The organism is Aquamicrobium soli (genome assembly GCF_042646345.1).
GTDB lineage: Bacteria > Pseudomonadota > Alphaproteobacteria > Rhizobiales > Rhizobiaceae > Mesorhizobium > Mesorhizobium soli_A.
The window spans coordinates 355,439-373,974 of record NZ_JBHRTK010000012.1 but is presented as its reverse complement, the minus strand read 5'-3'; the positions used below and the strand labels follow the sequence as shown (position 1 = coordinate 373,974).

General features: G+C 64.6%; 24 protein-coding genes. 15 read left to right on the top strand and 9 right to left on the bottom strand.

The genetic code is table 11. The annotated features are described in order from the left end of the window. Nucleotides 1-2 precede the first annotated feature (2 nt). The 8 genes from ACFOHJ_RS11415 (at nucleotide 3) to ACFOHJ_RS11380 (ending at nucleotide 4,435) form a co-directional block, all read left to right on the top strand. The gene (locus tag ACFOHJ_RS11415; protein WP_378220624.1) at nucleotides 3-479 is read left to right on the top strand and encodes a 5' nucleotidase, NT5C type; all 477 of its coding nucleotides are present in this window, start codon (nucleotides 3-5) and stop codon (nucleotides 477-479) included. Continuing rightward, the gene (locus ACFOHJ_RS11410) at nucleotides 472-699 is read left to right on the top strand and encodes a hypothetical protein (RefSeq protein WP_378220623.1); all 228 of its coding nucleotides are present in this window, start codon (nucleotides 472-474) and stop codon (nucleotides 697-699) included. The genes ACFOHJ_RS11415 and ACFOHJ_RS11410 overlap by 8 nt, the downstream gene beginning before the upstream one ends. Next, nucleotides 692-883 carry a hypothetical protein gene (locus ACFOHJ_RS11405; RefSeq protein ID WP_378220622.1) on the top strand — a complete coding sequence of 64 codons (192 nt, stop codon included), beginning with the start codon at nucleotides 692-694 and terminating at the stop codon, nucleotides 881-883. Before ACFOHJ_RS11410 ends, ACFOHJ_RS11405 begins: the two co-directional genes overlap by 8 nt. After that, a complete protein-coding gene (locus tag ACFOHJ_RS11400; RefSeq protein ID WP_378220621.1) occupies nucleotides 883-1,218 on the top strand; it encodes an HNH endonuclease in 336 nt (111 codons plus the stop codon). The genes ACFOHJ_RS11405 and ACFOHJ_RS11400 overlap by 1 nt, the downstream gene beginning before the upstream one ends. Further along, a complete protein-coding gene (locus tag ACFOHJ_RS11395; protein ID WP_378220620.1) occupies nucleotides 1,215-1,457 on the top strand; it encodes a hypothetical protein in 243 nt (80 codons plus the stop codon). Before ACFOHJ_RS11400 ends, ACFOHJ_RS11395 begins: the two co-directional genes overlap by 4 nt. Before the next feature lie 218 nt (nucleotides 1,458-1,675). Next, nucleotides 1,676-2,746, top strand: a complete 1,071-nt coding sequence (locus tag ACFOHJ_RS11390) for a tyrosine-type recombinase/integrase (RefSeq protein ID WP_378220619.1) — start codon at nucleotides 1,676-1,678, stop codon at nucleotides 2,744-2,746. Nucleotides 2,747-3,133: 387 nt separating this feature from the next. After that, nucleotides 3,134-3,592 (top strand): MucR family transcriptional regulator, encoded by a 459-nt coding sequence (locus ACFOHJ_RS11385; protein WP_378220618.1) that lies wholly within the window; start codon nucleotides 3,134-3,136, stop codon nucleotides 3,590-3,592. 630 nt (nucleotides 3,593-4,222) lie between these two features. After that, a complete protein-coding gene (locus tag ACFOHJ_RS11380; protein ID WP_378220617.1) occupies nucleotides 4,223-4,435 on the top strand; it encodes a hypothetical protein in 213 nt (70 codons plus the stop codon). A 78-nt stretch (nucleotides 4,436-4,513) separates the two neighbouring features. On the opposite strand, the gene ACFOHJ_RS11375 is transcribed toward ACFOHJ_RS11380, so the two are convergent. The 5 genes from ACFOHJ_RS11375 to ACFOHJ_RS11355 all read right to left on the bottom strand — a co-directional run bounded on the left by ACFOHJ_RS11375 (nucleotide 4,514) and on the right by ACFOHJ_RS11355 (nucleotide 9,538). After that, a complete protein-coding gene (locus ACFOHJ_RS11375; RefSeq protein ID WP_378221542.1) occupies nucleotides 4,514-5,497 on the bottom strand; it encodes an esterase-like activity of phytase family protein in 984 nt (327 codons plus the stop codon). A 38-nt stretch (nucleotides 5,498-5,535) separates the two neighbouring features. Continuing rightward, nucleotides 5,536-7,431: a cobaltochelatase subunit CobT gene (gene cobT / locus ACFOHJ_RS11370; protein WP_378220616.1), complete on the bottom strand. Its 1,896-nt coding sequence runs from the start codon at nucleotides 7,429-7,431 to the stop codon at nucleotides 5,536-5,538. Between the two features lie 11 nt (nucleotides 7,432-7,442). Next, complete coding sequence (locus ACFOHJ_RS11365) at nucleotides 7,443-7,790, bottom strand: GFA family protein (RefSeq protein ID WP_378220615.1); 348 nt, start codon at nucleotides 7,788-7,790, stop codon at nucleotides 7,443-7,445. A gap of 16 nt (nucleotides 7,791-7,806) precedes the next feature. After that, nucleotides 7,807-8,793 carry a cobaltochelatase subunit CobS gene (gene cobS / locus ACFOHJ_RS11360; RefSeq protein WP_378220614.1) on the bottom strand — a complete coding sequence of 329 codons (987 nt, stop codon included), beginning with the start codon at nucleotides 8,791-8,793 and terminating at the stop codon, nucleotides 7,807-7,809. 124 nt (nucleotides 8,794-8,917) lie between these two features. Continuing rightward, nucleotides 8,918-9,538: a J domain-containing protein gene (locus ACFOHJ_RS11355; RefSeq protein ID WP_378220613.1), complete on the bottom strand. Its 621-nt coding sequence runs from the start codon at nucleotides 9,536-9,538 to the stop codon at nucleotides 8,918-8,920. A 242-nt stretch (nucleotides 9,539-9,780) separates the two neighbouring features. Between ACFOHJ_RS11355 and ACFOHJ_RS11350 the strand changes: the two genes are divergently transcribed. Both ACFOHJ_RS11350 and ACFOHJ_RS11345 read left to right on the top strand, forming a co-directional pair. Further along, nucleotides 9,781-10,083 (top strand): BolA family protein, encoded by a 303-nt coding sequence (locus ACFOHJ_RS11350; RefSeq protein ID WP_378220612.1) that lies wholly within the window; start codon nucleotides 9,781-9,783, stop codon nucleotides 10,081-10,083. 9 nt (nucleotides 10,084-10,092) lie between these two features. Then, nucleotides 10,093-10,800 (top strand): aquaporin, encoded by a 708-nt coding sequence (locus ACFOHJ_RS11345; protein ID WP_378220611.1) that lies wholly within the window; start codon nucleotides 10,093-10,095, stop codon nucleotides 10,798-10,800. Here ACFOHJ_RS11345 and ACFOHJ_RS11340 read toward each other — a convergent pair. The 3 genes from ACFOHJ_RS11340 to ACFOHJ_RS11330 are packed head-to-tail and all read right to left on the bottom strand — an operon-like array spanning nucleotide 10,751 to nucleotide 13,394. Further along, entirely contained in the window at nucleotides 10,751-11,656 is a 906-nt protein-coding gene (locus tag ACFOHJ_RS11340; RefSeq protein WP_378220610.1) for a transporter associated domain-containing protein, read from the bottom strand. The two genes, ACFOHJ_RS11345 and ACFOHJ_RS11340, sit on opposite strands and share 50 nt — an antisense overlap. Then, complete coding sequence (gene aroB, locus ACFOHJ_RS11335; RefSeq protein ID WP_378220609.1) at nucleotides 11,653-12,789, bottom strand: 3-dehydroquinate synthase; 1,137 nt, start codon at nucleotides 12,787-12,789, stop codon at nucleotides 11,653-11,655. Before aroB ends, ACFOHJ_RS11340 begins: the two co-directional genes overlap by 4 nt. Further along, nucleotides 12,786-13,394, bottom strand: a complete 609-nt coding sequence (locus tag ACFOHJ_RS11330; RefSeq protein WP_378220608.1) for a shikimate kinase — start codon at nucleotides 13,392-13,394, stop codon at nucleotides 12,786-12,788. The genes aroB and ACFOHJ_RS11330 overlap by 4 nt, the downstream gene beginning before the upstream one ends. Before the next feature lie 150 nt (nucleotides 13,395-13,544). On the opposite strand from ACFOHJ_RS11330, the gene ACFOHJ_RS11325 reads away from it, so the two are divergent. From ACFOHJ_RS11325 to ACFOHJ_RS11305, 5 genes are all read left to right on the top strand, one after another. Further along, complete coding sequence (locus ACFOHJ_RS11325; RefSeq protein ID WP_378220607.1) at nucleotides 13,545-13,694, top strand: histidine kinase; 150 nt, start codon at nucleotides 13,545-13,547, stop codon at nucleotides 13,692-13,694. Continuing rightward, the gene (locus ACFOHJ_RS11320) at nucleotides 13,691-14,608 is read left to right on the top strand and encodes a site-specific tyrosine recombinase XerD (protein WP_378220606.1); all 918 of its coding nucleotides are present in this window, start codon (nucleotides 13,691-13,693) and stop codon (nucleotides 14,606-14,608) included. Before ACFOHJ_RS11325 ends, ACFOHJ_RS11320 begins: the two co-directional genes overlap by 4 nt. A gap of 96 nt (nucleotides 14,609-14,704) precedes the next feature. Then, complete coding sequence (locus tag ACFOHJ_RS11315) at nucleotides 14,705-15,655, top strand: acetyl-CoA carboxylase carboxyltransferase subunit alpha (protein WP_378221540.1); 951 nt, start codon at nucleotides 14,705-14,707, stop codon at nucleotides 15,653-15,655. 202 nt (nucleotides 15,656-15,857) lie between these two features. Next, complete coding sequence (locus ACFOHJ_RS11310; RefSeq protein ID WP_378220605.1) at nucleotides 15,858-17,120, top strand: L,D-transpeptidase family protein; 1,263 nt, start codon at nucleotides 15,858-15,860, stop codon at nucleotides 17,118-17,120. 6 nt (nucleotides 17,121-17,126) lie between these two features. Beyond that, nucleotides 17,127-17,363, top strand: a complete 237-nt coding sequence (locus tag ACFOHJ_RS11305) for a sulfurtransferase TusA family protein (RefSeq protein ID WP_378220604.1) — start codon at nucleotides 17,127-17,129, stop codon at nucleotides 17,361-17,363. A 19-nt stretch (nucleotides 17,364-17,382) separates the two neighbouring features. Here the strand turns inward: ACFOHJ_RS11305 and ACFOHJ_RS11300 are convergent, their stop codons facing one another. Further along, on the bottom strand, nucleotides 17,383-18,507 hold the full coding sequence (locus ACFOHJ_RS11300; RefSeq protein ID WP_378220603.1) for a CobW family GTP-binding protein: 1,125 nt from the start codon (nucleotides 18,505-18,507) through the stop codon (nucleotides 17,383-17,385). Nucleotides 18,508-18,536: the final 29 nt, after the last annotated feature.

The window sequence follows — 18,536 nt, the reverse complement described above, 5'->3', positions numbered from 1 at the left end:
CCATGGACGCGACCGTTTTTGTGGATATGGACGGTGTTCTTGCCGACTTCGATACTGGCTACGAACAGCGCTTCGGCATTCGGCCTAGCAAAGCGGATGACAATGTCGATTGGGGACTGGTGCGCCGCACGGCCGGCTTCTACCGTGACCTGCCTCCAATGCCGGATTTCGACCATCTATGGACAGGTCTCTCACGGTACAATCCAATCATCCTGACCGGCGTGCCCCGCTCTGTGGAGGAAGCCGCCGCCAATAAGCGGGCATGGGTAGACAGGAATATTGGCAAAGATCAGCCGATGATTGCCTGCGCGTCGAAGGACAAAAGCCTGCACATCCGGGCGGCCGGCGACATCCTCATCGATGATTGGCCAAAATACATGCTCCTATGGATGGAGCGCGGCGGACGCTGGATCACGCACACGAGCGCCGTAACCTCCATCGCCGCCCTCCGCGCCATGGAGGTGAAGCACCATGGCTAAGCTGACGAAGGCACAGAAGGGTTTAGTCCGCTGCGTCAAAGCCATGGATGCGCGTTACATGACATTGGACGACGCGCGCCGCTACGGCGTCGAGGCTGATTTTGTCCGCGCTCGCAGGGCTGGCTTGATCCGCTCAGCAGGGTTTGAGGCATCGTCTATCGGTGATGACTTTCTGAATTCCCCTGCCGGTCGTGAAGCGCTGGAGGCGTCCAATGGATAAGCTGACGGACTTGGAACTGAGTATTCTCAGCATGATGGACGGAGGCCCGCCCGTACCTTGGGGCGCTGCCATGTCGGCCGCCTTGGAATTTCTTGTCGGTTACGGCCTCGCTGACCAGGATGGAACGAGCTACTTCATCACCAAGGCCGGCCGTCGCGCCCTCCAGGCGAAAGGGGGTGAGTGATGAGGAAGCGCCGAGGTGCAAAAATATGCCCCTACTGCGGCGAGCCAATGAATGGATCGAAGAAGGGGCGGAAGTCCCCGACAAAGGACCACATCAATCCGCGAGCACTTGGCGGTGGCCCGACAATCATCGTTTGCTTTGAGTGCAACAACGCCAAGGGCAACATGCCGCTCGATGAATGGCTGGACTTCCTAATGGAAAACCGCCCAACGCGCATCCCACACGTCATGCGTGAGTTCAGAGCGATTGCCCACCGTTTGCACGTTCCAAAGGAGGGCCGGCTGCGAGAAGTACTTCGAGCGGCGCAGCAAATTGAAAAGGAACTGTCGCCATGACTGAGCGCAAGGAGGCGGTGCGGGCCGATGATCCGAAAAAACGCGATTGGCTCGATGTTTCAACGCTGCCGCAGATACAGGGTTCGCGTGTCATCGCTCTTGTCGAAACAGAAATCGCATTAGACGAGTACATTCCGGCGTTGCTCATTGGAGGATGGCGGCGCGTCGGTTCTCATGACAGGATTGTTGGCTGGCGCCCCTCTGGAGAAGGGAAGCAGGAGGTGCCCAATGAAGGCTGAGCCGGCAAATGACAATTACCCCCCGATCCTGAAACGCGCCGAAGCCGCCACCCTATGCCGCTTGACGCCCGCCGGATTTGACGTTTGGGTTCGCAAAGGCATAGTGCCGCCGGCGATAACGGGAACTCGCCGATGGAGCCGGGACGCAATTTTGAGGGCGCTGAATGGCGACGTAGCGCGAGCAGACTTGAGCCCGTTTGAGCAGTGGGAAATGGACAATGCGCGTTCGGCTTAAAGGCATCAATACCGTCAAGGCCAAGCTCGCGTCCGGGAAGACGGAAACGTATTACTACCACCGTGCAAGCGGCAAGCGCCTTGCTGGAAAACCTGGCACGGCCGCGTTCATTGCGTCCATTGCGGAGGCCGAGCAATCCATCGCCGGTCGCAGCGCCGGAACGCTCGCCGGTATCCTTCGTGATTTCCAGCAAACGGCAAAGTGGCGGAAACTGGCGCCGAGCACACAGAAAGAGTACGCGCGCGTCTTCAAATTTTGGGAGGATAAATACGGCACAGTTGGCGCAAAGGCGCTTGCAGACAAAAACTTCCGCAAGCGCGTCCTTGCCTGGCATGACGAGTTCTCGGCGGAAAAGGCGCGCGAGGCCGACAACCGCGTGACTGTATTGGCGCGCGTCCTTTCGTGGGCGGCCAAAGACGGCGATCTGTCCAAGAACATACTGGATGGTTTCGAACGCGCTTACACTAGCGATCGGTCAGACAAAATTTGGCTTCCCGAGCATGTCGACGCTTTTATGTCGGTTGCCGATTCGGAAATGCAACTCGCGATGGTTCTTGCGCTGCACACCGGCCAGCGGCAGGCCGACATCCGCAAACTGGCATGGTCGCAATACGACGGCCAGACGATAACGCTGAGGCAAGGCAAGACCGGTGCGCATGTCCGAGTGCCGTGTACGAAGGCCCTCAAGGCAACCCTTGACGCGATCCCCCGGCGCGGGGCGCTCATTCTGCTTACCAAAACCGAAAAGGCGTTTCAGAAGAGGTATTTCGCGGAGTGCTGGGATGTCACGTATCGGCTGGCCGGGTTGAAAATCAACGTGGACGAAAAGACGGGACGCGAGGAGCACGACCTGCACTTCCACGATATTCGCGGCACGACCGTCACCATGCTGTTTGAGGCTGGCTGCACCGTCGCCGAAGTTGCTTCTATCACGGGCCACACGCTGCGTCGTGCGCAGGAGATTCTGGACCGCTACCTGTCTCGCACGAGTACGATGGCGGTTAATGCAATTGCGAAATTGGAAGGCACTCTTGCGGCGCAGAAACAGCCTTGATACAGACTCCAAAAGTGCGGTTTTCGTTTTGCAAACGTAATAAAAAGTGTTGCATAAACAACATGACGTTTTTTATTCTTTTGCTGGAAAACTAAACAATTTCAACAACTGACACCAGACTACGAATCTGGGGGTCAGAGGTTCGAATCCTTTCGGGCGCGCCATTTTCTTCAATCAGTATTGACTAACCTGTGGCGCGTACCGCGTGTCGCGGCGCTATTCAGGAACGGGCCGTTACCTGGGTGTCTTCCTGCAAGCAAAAGTCTGCTACACTGGAGAGGATGCAAGTCGCGAACCCGGGCGCCCGCCGAGTGCGGTTGGTTGCCATTGCCCGCAATAAGCTTTAATCATGCGCGATACCCAGCCACCCTCGATTATGAGATACCGATGAGCGACGCGCCGGACAATAACGATGGCTTTCTGGAACTGACCGCGGACATCGTCTCTGCGTATGTTTCCAACAACCCGGTTCCGGCAGCGGAACTGCCTTCGCTCATCGCCAGCATCAGCGCCGCGATCTCGGGGCTGGCAAGTCCGGTCAAGGCCGAAGTCGAGGTGCAGGCCCCGGCCGTCAACCCGAAGCGCTCCGTGCGGGACGACCACATCGTCTGCCTGGAGGATGGCCTGCAGTTCAAGTCGCTCAAGCGCCACCTGATGACCCATCACGGCCTGACGCCGGAGGATTATCGCGCGAAGTGGAACCTCCCGGCCGACTATCCGATGGTCGCTCCCGGCTATGCCGCGGCCCGCTCGGAACTGGCGAAGAAGATGGGACTTGGCCGCAAGCCGAAGGCCGAACCCGCAGCAGCTCCCGCTAAGCGCGCCAGGAAGCCGAAGGCCGGCTGAAACGCGACAGCGCCACAGCCGCGCGGCAAGCGGACGGCCGCCATTGAAGGCATTCCATCGCCCGTGACGGGGCGAGGAAGGACGAGACAGCCATCACCCGGTTCGATCTAAAACGCCTAGCGGAATTCGTCGGCAGTTGCGGCCGCGGGTTCTGGCTGGCGTTTCTGGCCCTCGCCCTGCTGACAGTCTCGGTTCCGACCACGACCGGACTGACTCTCGACAGGTCGCCGACGGTCACGTCGAAGCGAGGCGACAGCCTGGCGATCCCCCGCCAGGATGTCCCGCTCAACCTCCTGTCCGACTACGGCTCCAAGGCGGGATGGTCGCGCACGACGGAGCGAAACGGGCCCGCCCAGCCGTCCGGCGACTACGGCACCGTTCCCGCCGCGGTGCGGATAGCCGCCGCGCGGCCGTATCCGGGCGTGTCGTACACCCCCCATGTCACGGTCGAGGCGCCCCGGTTCCGTCCCTTCGACGCGCAGGCTCCGCCCGCTTAACCGGCAGTAGCCGCAACCCGCTCTCTCCCACATTCACGCAACGCTCAGACCGCCTTTCCTCACGGGGAGGGCGCTTCTGCCGCATGGAACATCCGCATGGCTTCACCGCAAGCCATCAAGCCGGGGTAACCCAATGAAAGACCACCACGACGAATATATCTACACACGCGACCACAGGACGCCGCAGGAAGTCTGGGCGGCGCGGCGCGAGGCCGCCTTCGGATGGCTGGCGCTGATCGTCTTCACCGCCGCCGTCTTCATCGCCGCCGACATTTTCCTGGTAGGCTGCACGAGCCTGATGGCCACGACTTTCGGCTGGGAATGCAAGGCGGCCTTCGGAGGCTGACGCTCGAAAGGAAAAGCCCGGCCGGCCGAAAGCCGGGCGGGCGAACTACCTGCACCGGGAGACGCCTGGCCGTGGGATTCACTCCGCGTGCAGAATGAACTCGAGATAGAGATTGCGCTGGAGGATCGAATTGTTGTCGTCCGAAACCAGCGACACCATCAGCGCGCCGTCGCCGCGCCGCCACACGTCGAGCCCCTCCATATTGTCGATCTGGTAGCCCATGTCGGCTTCCATCAAAACCGGCCCGTCGGCGACACCGCCGCCGACGATGCCCGCGCCATCGAGGCGGCGCAGCCGCATCTTGACGCCGGCCATCATGGAAAAGCTCCGTTCCAGGATTAGCAGGTCGCCACCCGGAAGGAACGCGCCGTCGGTGATGTCGAACGCCGTGCCGTCCCGCCTGACCGTGAAAACGCCCTTGTGCGGGCCGGACAGCACCGCCGCGAAATTATTGCCGGCAGGATCGAGGCTCTTTTCCGAAACGACGACCAGCGCCCCTTTCAGGGGCCCCGCGGGATCGGAAGCGGCAACGGTTTCGAAACCGCGATTCTGCCGCAGTTCCCTCCTCGGCACCAGGAAGTCAAGTTGCCGGAGCGGCGACGCCATCGCGACCGGATCGATCCTGAACTGGGCGGCACGATGGTTGCGCTCGAAACCGACCGTGGCGATGCCGTCTTGTACGCCCAGGCCCTCGGCGTCGGCCTCTCCCTTGGTGTCGAGCGGCCGGCCGGCCGCATCGACCATCCGTATCATGCGGAAGTTTTCCATGCCGGTCGGGCGCAGGCCGGCATCGCGCGTGAGCGTGCCGAAGAACCAGAAGCCGGTATCGGCGACGCCGATGAAATCGCTGCCCGGTTCCAGGAAGCGGAAAGCCGACAGGCCGCCGAAGTGGCGGCTGTAAGAGGTCAGCTCCAGTCCGCCGACGAATTCCAACGGCCCGAATTGCTTCTCGTCGCTGCCGATGCGGAACTGCGTGATCGGCCGCGCGGAAATTTCCATTGCCTCGACCGGCGCGGTGCTGCCGGCGAAGGCAGGCGGAACGAGCGCCAGGAAGAGCGCCATGCAAAGGGATGTGACGAGCCGCGAAAACGGCCGGTTTTTCATCCGGCTCGCCGCAAACCGCCGCGGCGTCCGTGCGCGGCTTCCTCCTCGAACAGCGAGGCAAGCTGCTCGGTCATGGCGCCGGCCAGTTCCTCGGCGTCGACGATGGTGACAGCGCGGCGATAGTAGCGGGTGACGTCGTGGCCGATGCCGATCGCCAGCAGTTCGACCGGCGAGCGCGTCTCGATCAGGTCGATGACCGCGCGCAGATGGCGTTCAAGATAATTGCCGGGATTGACCGACAGCGTAGAATCGTCGACCGGCGCGCCGTCCGAGATCATCATCAGGATCTTGCGTTGCTCGGGCCGGCCGATCAGGCGCTGATGCGCCCACAAAAGCGCCTCGCCGTCGATATTTTCCTTGAGCAGACCTTCGCGCATCATCAGGCCGAGGTTGCGGCGCGAGCGCCGCCATGGCGCGTCGGCGGACTTGTAGATGATGTGGCGCAGGTCGTTGAGGCGGCCGGGGTTGGCCGGCTTGCCGTCCTTCAGCCATTTCTCGCGCGCCTGCCCACCCTTCCAGGCACGGGTGGTGAAGCCGAGAATTTCGACCGAAACGCCGCAGCGCTCCAGCGTGCGCGCCAATATGTCGGCGCAGGTGGCCGCGACCGTGATCGGCCGGCCGCGCATGGAGCCCGAATTGTCGAGCACCAGCGTCACCACCGTGTCGCGGAACTTGGTGTCGCGCTCCTGCTTGAACGACAGCGGCTGCATGGGGTCGAGCACGACGCGCACCAGCCGCGCGGGGTCGAGATAACCTTCTTCGAGGTCGAAGTCCCACGACCGGTTCTGCTGCGCCATCAGGCGGCGCTGCAGGCGGTTGGCAAGGCGGCCGACGACGCCGGAGAGATTGGCGAGCTGCTTATCGAGGAAGGCGCGCAGCCGGTCGAGTTCGTCCTCGTCGCAAAGCTCTTCCGCGCCCACCGTCTCGTCGAAGGTGGTGGTGAAGACCTTGTAGTCGATATCCTTCGTCAGGTTGGCGAAGGGATTGTCGTTGCGCTTGGCCTCGCCGGGGGTTTCGGCATCAGGATCGTCGTCGTCGGAAATGTCGTCGGCCGTCGCGTCGGAAGCTTCCGATTCCGCCGGCTGCTCTTCCTCGGTCGAAGCCTCTGCCTCCTCGGACTGCGATTCCTCGGAGCCGGAATCGTCCTCGCCGCCGTCCTCGCTCTGCTCCTCGCCCTGCGGCTGGTTGTCCTCGTCGTCCTCGCTTTCCTCGGTCTCCTGGTCGTCGCTCAGTTCCTCGGCCATCTGCATGGAGGCGAGCATGTCGCGCACGACACGCGCGAAAGCCTGCTGGTCGCCGAGCTTGTCGGCGAGGCCTTCGAGATCGGCGCCGGCCTTTTCCTCCACCCATGGCCGCCACAGCTCGACCACCTTCTCGGCGCTGCTGGGCGCCGCCCGGCCGGTCAGCTTCTCGCGCACCATGAGCGCCAGCGCTTCCTCGATCGGCGCATCGGCCCGGTCCGAAACCCCGGCGAGGTTGGCCTTGGCGTATTTGTCTTCCAGCATCGAGCCGATATTGTCGGCGACGCCGGCCATCATGCGCGAGCCGATCGCCTCGACGCGCGCCTGCTCGACGGCATCGAAGACGGCGCGGGCCTGCTTGCCCTCGGGCGCCAGCCTGGTGTGGATGCGCTGGTCATGGCAGGCGCGTTTCAGCGCCATCGAATCGCCGAGGCCACGGGTGACGGCGATGTCGTTCGCCGAGGGCTTCTTGGCCAGTTCCGGCAGCCGCGCCCGGTTGCCGGCCAGGGCCGGCTTGTCCTTGGCGAAGGCGACTTCCATCTCGCCGTCGCCTGAAATGGCGCGCATGCAAACCGTTATCGCGCGCTTGAAGCTGTCCGCTTCGGAGCCCGTCTTCGGTTTGCCTCGCGTATTGTCTCCCGGACCCGCCATCTGCCTGCCTGTCAGCGCGCCCGCCCGTCATACGGTTGCGGCTTGAGCGAATCGAGGTCGACCCCGTCGAGGCAGCGCACGTTCACCGCCACCATTTCGGTGCCGTCCGGCCCCTTGCCGCGGCCGAAGGATTCCATGCCGCACGCCGCGCAGAACAGATGCGCGATGGTCCTGGTATTGAAGCGGTATTCGGTGAGGTCGTCGGCGCCCTTCTCCAGCGAGAAATTCGACGCGGGAGTGAACGCCAGGATGCTGCCGCGCTTGGAGCAGTACGAGCAGTTGCAGGTGATCGGGTGCGAAAGGTCGACGTCGACGCTGAAACGCACCTTCCCGCAGTGGCATCCACCCTGATAGGCCATGTCCTTGGTCCTTTCCCTAGGCGAGAACGACGTTGACCGCGCTCTCCGGCAGGTCCTCGCCAAAGGCGCGCTGGTAGAACTCGGCCACCACCGACCGCTCCAGTTCGTCGCACTTGTTGAGGAAGGTGAGCCGGAAGGCCATGCCGACCGAACCGAAGATCTCGGCGTTCTCGGCCCAGGTGATGACCGTGCGCGGGCTCATGACGGTGGAGAGGTCGCCGTTGACGAAGGCCGAGCGCGTCATGTCGGCGACGCGCACCATCTTGCCGACGATGTCGCGGCCCTTGGCGTCGCGATAATGCTTGGCCTTGGCCAGCACGATGTTCACCTCGTTCTCGTGCGGCAGGTAGTTCAGCGTGGTGACGATCGACCAGCGGTCCATCTGCGCCTGGTTGATCTGCTGCGTGCCATGGTAGAGGCCGGTGGTGTCGCCGAGGCCGACCGTGTTGGCCGTGGCGAACAGGCGGAAGGCCGGGTGCGGGCGGATGACCCGGCTCTGGTCGAGCAGGGTCAGGCGGCCGGAGGCTTCCAGCACGCGCTGGATGACGAACATCACGTCGGGACGGCCGGCATCGTACTCGTCGAAGCACAGCGCGACATTGTGCTGGTAGGCCCAGGGCAGGATGCCGTCTCGGAACTCGGTCACCTGCTTGCCGTCCTTGAGCACGATGGCGTCCTTGCCGACGAGGTCGATGCGCGAGACATGGCTGTCGAGGTTGACGCGCACGCACGGCCAGTTGAGGCGGGCGGCGACCTGCTCGATATGGGTGGACTTGCCGGTGCCGTGATAGCCCGACACCATGACGCGGCGGTTATAGGCGAAGCCGGCGAGGATGGCCGAGGTCGTCTGCGGGTCGAACAGATAGTCGGGGTCGAGGTCCGGCACGTGCTCGCTGGTCGCCGAATAGGCCGGCACGACCATCTTGGAATCGAAACCGAATTTTTCCTTCACCGAAACCGTGGTGTCCGGCAGGTTAGCGATATCGCGATCGACCTTGTTCATAACGTCTCAACGTCTCCAGGGGCGAAGCCGTCGTGCTTGCCCGGCAATCGGTTTTGTTCGGGGGCGTCTTAAAGCCTTTTCCAGCCGGATGAAAGTTGGAAAAAGGCATGGACTGCGGACACGCTCAGCACAGGCCCGCCTGCTTGAGCACACGATAGGCCTGGAGCACATCGCGGAACCGGTCTTCCGAACCTCTGTCGCCACCATTCGCATCCGGATGATGGCGCTTCACCAGTTCCTTATAGCGCGCCTTGATGTCCTTGCCAGTCGCCTTTGTATCAAGGCCAAGCGTTTCCAGCGCCTTGGCCTCAAGCGGCTTGGCCTTGCGCTCGCGCGGCGGCTGGCCGGCCTGCTGCCCGTCGAACAGGTTGAAGGGGTCGCGCATGCGGTTGTAGTAGCCGGCGCGCCCCGAGCGGGCCTGCGCGAAATCGGGCGAAGAGCGCGTCGCAGCGCCGTTGACGCCCATCTTCCAGGTCGGCCGGTTGCCGGTCAGCGCTTCCTTCTGGAAGCGCGCGACCTCGCTGTCGGGCACGCCGGAGAAGTAGTTGAAGCTCTTGTTGTATTCGCGCACATGGTCGATGCAGAAGCGGAAATACTCGCCCTCGCGCATGCGCCCGACCGGCGCGCGATGCGTCCCGGCCTGGTCGCAACCGTCCCACTGGCAGATCGGCGTCTGCGGCTTCGCCGCCGCTTCCTTTTCGGGGCGGATGCGAATCTTGTCGAAATATTTAGGGTACGGCTTCATTTGGCTGCATCTATGATCGGTTCGCGCCGCAAAACAAGAATTGACTTTGAGGCGACGGTCGCCCTAACCGCTGAATCGTGGCCAAAAGCGGACGTCCGGCTTATTTTGTCGCGGCCGCAGCCCGTAAACCCACTGGACGGACGAAACACCGCTATGGCCTGATGGCGCGCTGGCGCACGGCCCGACTCGACGGAAAATCCCGGCCGGGCACGCGCTGGTCACATATGGGGAAAGGAACCGAAATGTCCATGCAGTCGACGCTGGAAGACAGGCTGAAGGCGGCGTTTGTGCCGCAGCGGCTCCACGTCATCAACGAAAGCCATCTCCACGCCGGCCACCACCATGTGATGAACGGCCAGGTCGCCGAATTCGACGGCAAGGGCGAGACGCATTTCCGCATCCGCATCATGGCCGAAAAGTTCGCCGGCATGAGCCGCCTGGAGCGTCACCGCGCGGTCAACGCGCTGTTCGAAGAGGAACTGCGGGGCGACCTGCACGCGCTGGCGATCGAAACCGCCGCCCCCGGCGAGACCGTGCGCTGGTAAGGAGCCGCGATGGACCAATCCCTTGTCCGGCGACTTGCCGCCGAAGCGCTCGGCTCGGCCTTCCTTCTTGCCACCGTCGTCGGCTCGACGGTGATGGACACCGGGCTTGCCGGCGGCTCGGCCGCCCTTGCCCTCTTCGTCACCTCGACTTCGACCGGCGCCATGCTGGTCGTGCTGATCTGGCTGTTCGGCCCGGTTTCCGGAGGCCACCTCAATCCCGTCGTCAGCCTCGCCTTCGCCGCCACCGGCGTACTGAAATGGCGCGACGTCGCGCCCTACACCGCCGCCCAGCTCGCCGGCTTCGCGCTCGGCATGGGGGCTGCGCATGCCATGTTCGACCTGCCCGTCCTGCAATGGGCCGACATGGCGCGCACCGGCTCCGGCATCTGGCTCGCCGAAGGGATCGCCACCTTCGGCCTCATCCTCGTCATCATCGGCTGCGCCGCCCGCACGCCCACGGTCGTCCCGGCCGCCGTCGGGCTGTTCATCGCCGCCGCCTACTGGTTCACCGCCTCTACCGCCTTCGCCAATCCGGCGATGACGATCGTGCGCGCCTTTTCCGCCACCCCGGCCGGCATCCTGCCCGCGCATGTCCCCGGCTTCGTCGCCGCGCAACTCGCCGGCGCCGGGCTTGCGATCGCGGCCGGGCGATATTTCTGGCCGCGCGCTACTTCGGCGCGGCAGGCGGAGGGGCGACCTCGACGGATACCGGCTTGATCCGGATGCGCGCGATGCGGTTCTTGTCGCGCTTCATGACGATGAAGCGCTTGTCGTGGAAGGTGAAGGCCTGCTTTTCCTCGGGGATCGAGCGGGCCTCGTGAATGACGAGGCCGGCGACCGTCGTCGCCTCGTCGTCCGGCAGGTTCCAGTCGAGTGCGCGGTTGAGGTCGCGGATCGGCACCGTGCCGTCGACCACGACGGAGCCGTCGGCCTCGCGCTTGACGCCCTGCATGTCGATGTCGCGTTCGTCGGCGATCTCGCCGACGATCTCCTCGATGATGTCTTCCAGCGTCACCAGCCCCTCGACCTCGCCATATTCGTCGACGACGATGGCGAAATGCGCCTTGCGCCGCAAAAAGGCGTTGAGCTGCTCCTGAAGCGTGGTGGTGTCGGGCACGAACCACGGTTTCGCGGCCACCTTCATCACGTCGATGCGGGAGAAATCGTTCTCGACTTCGTTCAGCGCCCGCAGCAGGTCCTTGGCGTGCAGCACGCCGACGATGTTGTCGAGCGAGCCGCGCCACAGCGGCATGCGCGTATGCGGGCTTTGCAGGATTTCGCGCACCACCGCTTCCGGCGCGTTGTCGGCATTGACCGAGCGCATGTTGGTGCGGTGGACCATGACGTCGGAGACTTCGAGCTCGTTGAGCTCGAAGCGGTCGTCCAGCCGGTTGCGCGCCAGGCCGGCCGGCTGGCCGTTGCGCTCGCCCGCCCCGCCGCTGCGCGGCTCGTCGTGGCCGGCCATCGCCTTCAGTTCGAGCCCGAACGCGGCCAGCAGGCGCGAGCGCAGGACAAAGGCGGCGATGCAAAGCGCCAGGACGGCGCCGGCAACGATCCAGCCCGCCCCGTTCATCCCCTTGCGCGTCCCTCGGCACCGGGATGGTTCTCCTTGAGGAAGGAAAGAACCTCGGAGGCCGGCACGTCCCTGGCGATGAAGGACTGCCCCACGCCATGGGTGAGGATGAAGGTGAGCGTGCCGCGCGACACCTTCTTGTCCTGTGCGATGAAGGAAAGCAGCGTCTCAGCATCCGGCAGCTCGCCCGGGATGTCGGCCATGCGCCACGGCAAGCCGACGGCTTTCAGATGCGCCTCGACGCGGGTCGCGTCGTCGATGCTGGCGAGGTTCATGCGCGTGGAGAAGCGGTGCGCCAGCGCCATGCCGATTGCGACGCCCTCGCCATGCACCAGCCGCTCGCTGTCGTAGCGGGTGGCCGCTTCCAGGGCATGGCCGAAAGTGTGGCCGAGATTGAGCAAGGCGCGGTCGCCCTGCTCGAACTCGTCGCGGGCGACGACGTCGGCCTTGGCGCGGCAGGCTTCGGCGATCGCGGTGATGCGCGCCGGGCCGCCGGAAAACACCGCCGGCCAGTTCTTCTCCAGCCAGGTAAACAGGTCGGGCCGGTCGATCAGCCCGTATTTGGCGAGCTCGGCATAGCCCGCCCTGAACTCGCGGATCGGCAGCGTGTCGAGCACGTCGGTATCGGCCAGCACCAGCTTCGGCTGGTGGAACGCGCCGACCAGGTTCTTGCCGCGCGGCGAGTTTATGCCGGTCTTGCCGCCGACCGAGGAATCGACCTGCGCCAGCAGCGAGGTCGGCATCTGCACGAAATTCATGCCGCGTCGGGTAATCGCGGCGGCAAAGCCGGCAAGGTCGCCGATGACGCCGCCGCCGAAGGCGACGACGGTGTCGCGGCGCTCCAGCCTTGCCGCGAGCACGGCGTCCACGACTTCCTGCAGGTGGTCGAAGCTCTTGGTCTTTTCGCCAGGCGGCAGCGTGACGATCGCGGCATCCACGCCGCCCTGCCCGAGCCCGGCCTTCAGCGCCTCGAGATGGGCGCCGGCCACGTTCTCGTCGGTGACCACGGCGACCCGCGTGCCGGGCAGCCGGGTCGCGATCTCCTCGCCGGCACGCTCGATCAGGCCGGGACCGATGACGATGTCGTAGGCGCGCTCGCCGAGGCCTACGGTGACGGTAACCGGATCGCTCATGGGGTCACCTGCCCCGCGACGGGCGGTGCCGCCGCAAAATGCCTCTGCAGCGCTTCGATCACCTCCGCGGCGATGACTTCCTTGCGCTCGTCGCGGGTCTGCACGGTGATGTCCGCCGTCGCGTAGACCGGATAGCGCTCGCCCATCAGCCGCTCCAGCACGCCGCGCGGGTCGGGGTTCTTCAGCAGCGGCCGGTTCTGCTTCTTCGACACGCGCTCCATCAACAGGTCGAGTTCCGCCTTGAGCCAGACGGTGACGCCGTGCGACGCGATCTCGCCGCGCGTCTGCGCGTTCATGAACGCCCCGCCGCCGGTGGACAGCACCTGCGGCCCGCCTTCGAGAAGGCGCAGGATGACGCGCTGTTCCAGCGCCCGGAACTCGGCCTCGCCATAGTGCTCGAACAGTTCCGGAATGGTCATGCGCGAAACGGTTTCGATCTCATGATCGCTATCGATGAACGGCAGCGACAGCATGGTTGCGACCTTGCGGCCGATCGCCGTCTTGCCGGCTCCCATCAGCCCGACGAAGACGACGGACTGCCCGCCCAGCCGTTCGAGCAGGGCGGCATGGTCGCCAACCGGGTGATCCTTGAGTTGAGCGTTCATTCAGACCTCCGCAGCCGTATCGACATGAAAAGGCCGTTTGCGTCAAGCACGGCGTGAACGCGGCCTGACGCTTGAAATGCAAAAGCCGGCGTCCCATAACGGCACGCACCTGCGCGCAAAGGCCCGGAGTCCGGGGCAGAAAAGAGATCGATGCCGACACTGTTTCGCTTTGTCGTGACGCTGCTGATCCTGGCGGGCATCGCCTATGGCATCATGTTCGCGCTGGTCATGTTCGTCGAGCCGCGCACGACCGAGATCAGCGTGCGGATCACGCCGGCCAAGCTCGAGCCGGCCAAATGAACAGCGCCGCCCGCATCGAAGCCTTCCTTGAAATGATGAGCGCCGAGCGCGGCGCTGCCGAAAACACGCTCGCCAGCTATCGCCGCGACCTGGAGGACGCTTCCGAGCAGATAAAGGGCGGGCTGGCCGCAGCCCAAACCGCCGATCTCAGAAGCTACCTGGACGACATCGCCGCGCGCGGCTTCGCCGCCACTTCGCAGGCACGAAAGCTCTCGGCGCTGCGCCAGTTCTACAAGTTCCTCTACGCCGAAGGGCTGCGCGGCGACGATCCCACCGGCACGCTGGACAGCCCGCGCAAGGACCGGCCGCTGCCCAAGACCATGAGCGAGGCCGATACCGGCCGCCTGCTCGACCGCGCCGCTTGGGAAGCGAACAACCCGGCCGAGGGCGATAACGATCCGCTCGGCGCGAGGCGCATGCATGCGCTGGTCGAAGTGCTCTACGCCACGGGGCTACGCGTTTCGGAACTTGTCGGCCTGCCGGTGACGGTGGCGCAGCGCGACGACCGCTTCTTCATGGTGCGCGGCAAGGGCGGCAAGGAACGCATGGTGCCGCTTTCGGGGAAGGCGAAGGCGGCGATGAAGGCCTGGCTTGCCGCGCGAAAGACGGTTCCCGCCTGGGAGGAAAACCCGTTCCTGTTTCCGGCGGCCTCCGAGAGCGGCGCGCTGTCGCGGCAGGTGTTCGCGCGCGACCTCAAGGGCCTCGCCGCGCGCGCCGGCATCGCCTCGGCGAAAATATCGCCGCACGTGCTGCGCCATGCCTTCGCCAGCCACCTGCTGCAGAACGGCGCCGATCTCAGGGCGGTGCAGCAGCTGCTCGGCCACGCCGACATTTCCACCACCCAGATCTACACCCACGTCCTGGAAGAACGGCTGGTCCGGCTGGTCAACGAGCATCACCCGCTTGCCGACTAGGCCTCATCCAGCTATGTGAAAGCGACATTCCGCGGCGCGCAGCCCTGCATTTCCGGCTTTGCGCGCATCCTTTCTGGCGTATCGGTCCGCTCACGCATGTACAATTACCTCGACTTCGAAAAGCCTGTCGCCGACCTCGAAGGCAAGATCATCGAACTGAAGAAACTCGCCGAAAGCGGCGAGGCGGTCGATGTCGCCGACGAGATCGCGCGGCTGGAAAAGCGCGCCAAGGACGCGCTGCGCGACGCCTACAAGGCGCTGACGCCGTGGCAGAAGGTGCAGGTGGCGCGCCATCCGGACCGGCCGCACTGCCTCGACTACATCAACGGCCTGCTGACCGACTTCACGCCGCTGGCCGGCGACCGCAATTTCGGCGAGGACCAGGCGATCGTCTGCGGCTTCGCGCGCTTCCAGGGCGAATCGGTGGCGGTCATCGGCCAGGAGAAGGGCTCCGACACCGCCAGCCGCCTGAAGCACAATTTCGGCTCGGTGCGCCCCGAAGGCTACCGCAAGGCGGTCCGCGTCATGGAAATGGCGGACCATTTCAAGATTCCCGTGCTGACGCTGGTCGACACCGCCGGCGCTTTTCCGGGCGTCACCGCGGAGGAACGCGGCCAGGCCGAAGCCATCGCCCGCTCGACCTCCGCCTGCCTGGCGCTGAAGGTACCGTCGATCTCGGTAGTGATCGGCGAAGGCGGTTCCGGCGGGGCCATCGCCATCGCCACGGCCAACCGCGTCTACATGCTGGAACACTCGATCTACTCGGTGATCTCGCCGGAAGGCGCAGCCTCGATCCTGTGGCGCGACACCACGCGCTCCAAGGACGCGGCTACCAACATGAAGATCACCGCGCAGGATCTGCTGGAGATGAAGATCATCGACGCGATCATTCCCGAGCCGCTGGGCGGCGCCCACCGGGCCCCGCAGGCGGTCATCGCCGCCGCCGGAGACATCATCTCGCGCACGATGAAGGAATTTTCCGCCTCCAACGCCGATTTCCGCGAACAGCGCCGCGAAAAGTACCTGGCCATGGGCCGTACGCTGTAGAGGAAGGCGCCGATTGTGGCCGATGCCGCATCTTCGCCACAAAAATGCCGCTGCATCGGGTAGATTACGGCGCGGTAACGAGCCGGCAATCGCGCTTGCGGTAAGGAATTTTCAAGGTTAACGAACCTATGGTTCGCCGATAGTCAGTGAGCGACGCGGCCATTCGATGCCGCGGCGCAAAACGAGAACAGCAATCGATCCCATGTACGCAAAACTTGCCCGTATCGGACTCGTGCTTGCCGCGCTCGGCGTTGCCGGCTGCACGGATTCGTCCGTGAAGAACCTTTCCGAAGTCGCCAACAAGCAGTTGCCGGACAGCATCCTCGCCGAGATGAAGGCCAAGGGCATGCTGCGCAACTCCTCGGTGATGGCGCGTATCTTCAAGGAAGAAGGCAAGCTCGAGATCTGGAAGGCCAAGACCAACGGCCGCTACGACATGGTCGCCAGCTACGACATCTGCAAATGGTCCGGCAAGCTCGGGCCGAAATTCACCGAGGGCGACCGCCAGGCCCCGGAAGGATTCTATACGGTGCGCCCGTCGCAGATGAATCCGAACTCGAACTATCATCTGGCCTTCAACATCGGCTATCCGAATGCCTTCGACCGCGCCAACGGCCGCACCGGTTCGAACCTGATGGTGCACGGCGCCTGCTCCTCGTCGGGCTGCTATTCGATGACCGACGCGCAGATCGAGCAGATTTATGCCTTTGGCCGCGACGCGTTCCAGGGCGGGCAGACCGAGTTCCAGATCCAGGCGTTTCCGTTCCGCATGACCGCCGCCAACATGGCGCGCTACCGCAACGACCCGAACTACGAATTCTGGAAGATGCTGAAGGTCGGGTACGACCAGTTCGAGATCACCAAGGTGCCGCCGAAGGTCGACGTCTGCGAGAAGCGCTACGTCTTCAACCAGATCCCGGCCGATGGCCAGGCCTTCAATCCGACCGGCGCCTGCCCGGCGACCACGCAGCCCGATTCGCTCAAGACCGCCTATAAATCCTACCAGAGCACCTACGAGGCCGCCTACAACAGCGCCATCAAGGCGAGCACGCCGGCGCCCAAGCCGACGATCGCCGGCATCAAGGAAGCGGCGCTGGTTTCGGACTGGACCAAGAAGCGCGCCCGCGGCGAACGCGTGCCGATCGAGCCGCCGTCGCTGAACGCCGACGGCACCGTCTCCGAAACGACGCGCATGGGCCGCATCGATTCGCCCGCCGGCCGCAAGATGGCCGCGCTCGATGCCGAGAAGGCCGCCAAGGAGAAGGCGGCGCAGGAAAAGGCCGCCGCCATCGCAGCCGCCAAGGCGGCGAAGGAAGCAGCCAAGGCGCAGGCGCTTGCCCAGAAGGAAGCCGCCCAGCAGCAGCAGATGGTCGAGGCCGCCCCGCCGGTCGAAGCGCCGATGCCGCAGTCCGACAGTGCCGCCTCGAAGCTGAAGAAAAGGCTGCTCGGCATGTTCGGCGGCTGATCAGCCTTGGCCGACGATGCGATCGAGATTTACGACCTCAAGGGGCTGAACTGCCCGCTGCCGGTGCTGAAGGCGAAAAAGCGGTTGGCCGGAATGCAGCCGGGCCACCGCATCTGGCTGGAAACCACCGACCCGCTCGCCGTCATCGACATTCCCGCCTTCTGCAACGAGCAAGCCCACCGCCTGATCGAGACGGCGGCCGCGGACGGTTGCCATCGGTTTCTCGTCGAGCGCGGGGCCTGAAGCCCCGAACTGCTAGTCGCTACCGCCCCGGGATCGCCAGCGGGTTTGCCTCCAGCGCGGCTCGGTCCGGTGTGTCGACGGAAGGCTTGTTGGTGAAGGCCGCAAACAGCCGCTGGACATAGTCCTGCGGCATGTCGAGCGTGATCAGCACCAGGCGCGTGCCGCGCCGTTCGTCCGGCCACGCCGGCAGCCGCATCGGCGGATGCAGGGTCTTCTGCACGCCGTGAATGACCAGGGGCCGTGAGCGGTCCTCGGCAAGCTCGATGATGCCCTTCATCCGCAGCAGGTGCTCGCCATGGGTCGAGCGCAGCAGGTCCAGGAACATCTCGATGGCCGAGAACGGCACTGGCCCGTCATGCACCAGCGTGTCCGACCGAACCCGCGCATCGTGGCGATGGGCGTGATCGTGATGGTCGTGTCCGTCGCCATGATGATGATGCCCGTCATGCTCATGGGCTTCGTGATCGTGGGCGGCCTCCTCGCCCAGCCAGCGGCGGACATCGGCGCTCTTGGTGGCCGGGTTGTAGAGCCCGCAGTCGAACAGGGCGGCGGCGCCCGCCTCATGGTCGGCGGCGTCGATCAGCGGCGCCCCGGGGTTGAGGCCGCGAAGGCGCTGGCGCAGCGCGTCGAGGCCGCCTTGATCCTCGACCAGGTCGGTCTTGGTGATGACGATGCGGTCGGCCATCGCCGCCTGCTTCACCGCCTCGACATGGGCATCGAGCGTGGCGTCGCCGTTGACGGCGTCGACCGTGGCGATGACGCCGTCCAGCCGGAAGGCCTGCACCAGCACCGGATGCGCCATGATCGCCTGCAGCACGGGTGCGGGGTCGGCAAGGCCGGTGGTTTCGATCACCACCCGCGCCAGCCGCTTCAGCCGTCCGGTTTGCAGCCGGTCGACGAGATCGGCCAGCGTGTCCACCAGTTCGCCGCGCACGGTGCAGCACAGGCAGCCGTCGGAAAGCTGGATGACGCCGTCCGAGGCCTGCTCGACCAGGAGATGGTCGATCGCCACGTCGCCGAACTCGTTGATGATGACGGCGGTATCGGTCAGCGCCGGATCGCGCAGCAGGCGGTTCAGCAGCGTCGTCTTGCCCGAGCCGAGGAAGCCCGTCAGCACCGAAACGGAAATGGGAAAACCTGTCATCGACATCGCCTGTTGAAGATTGGCCTTTG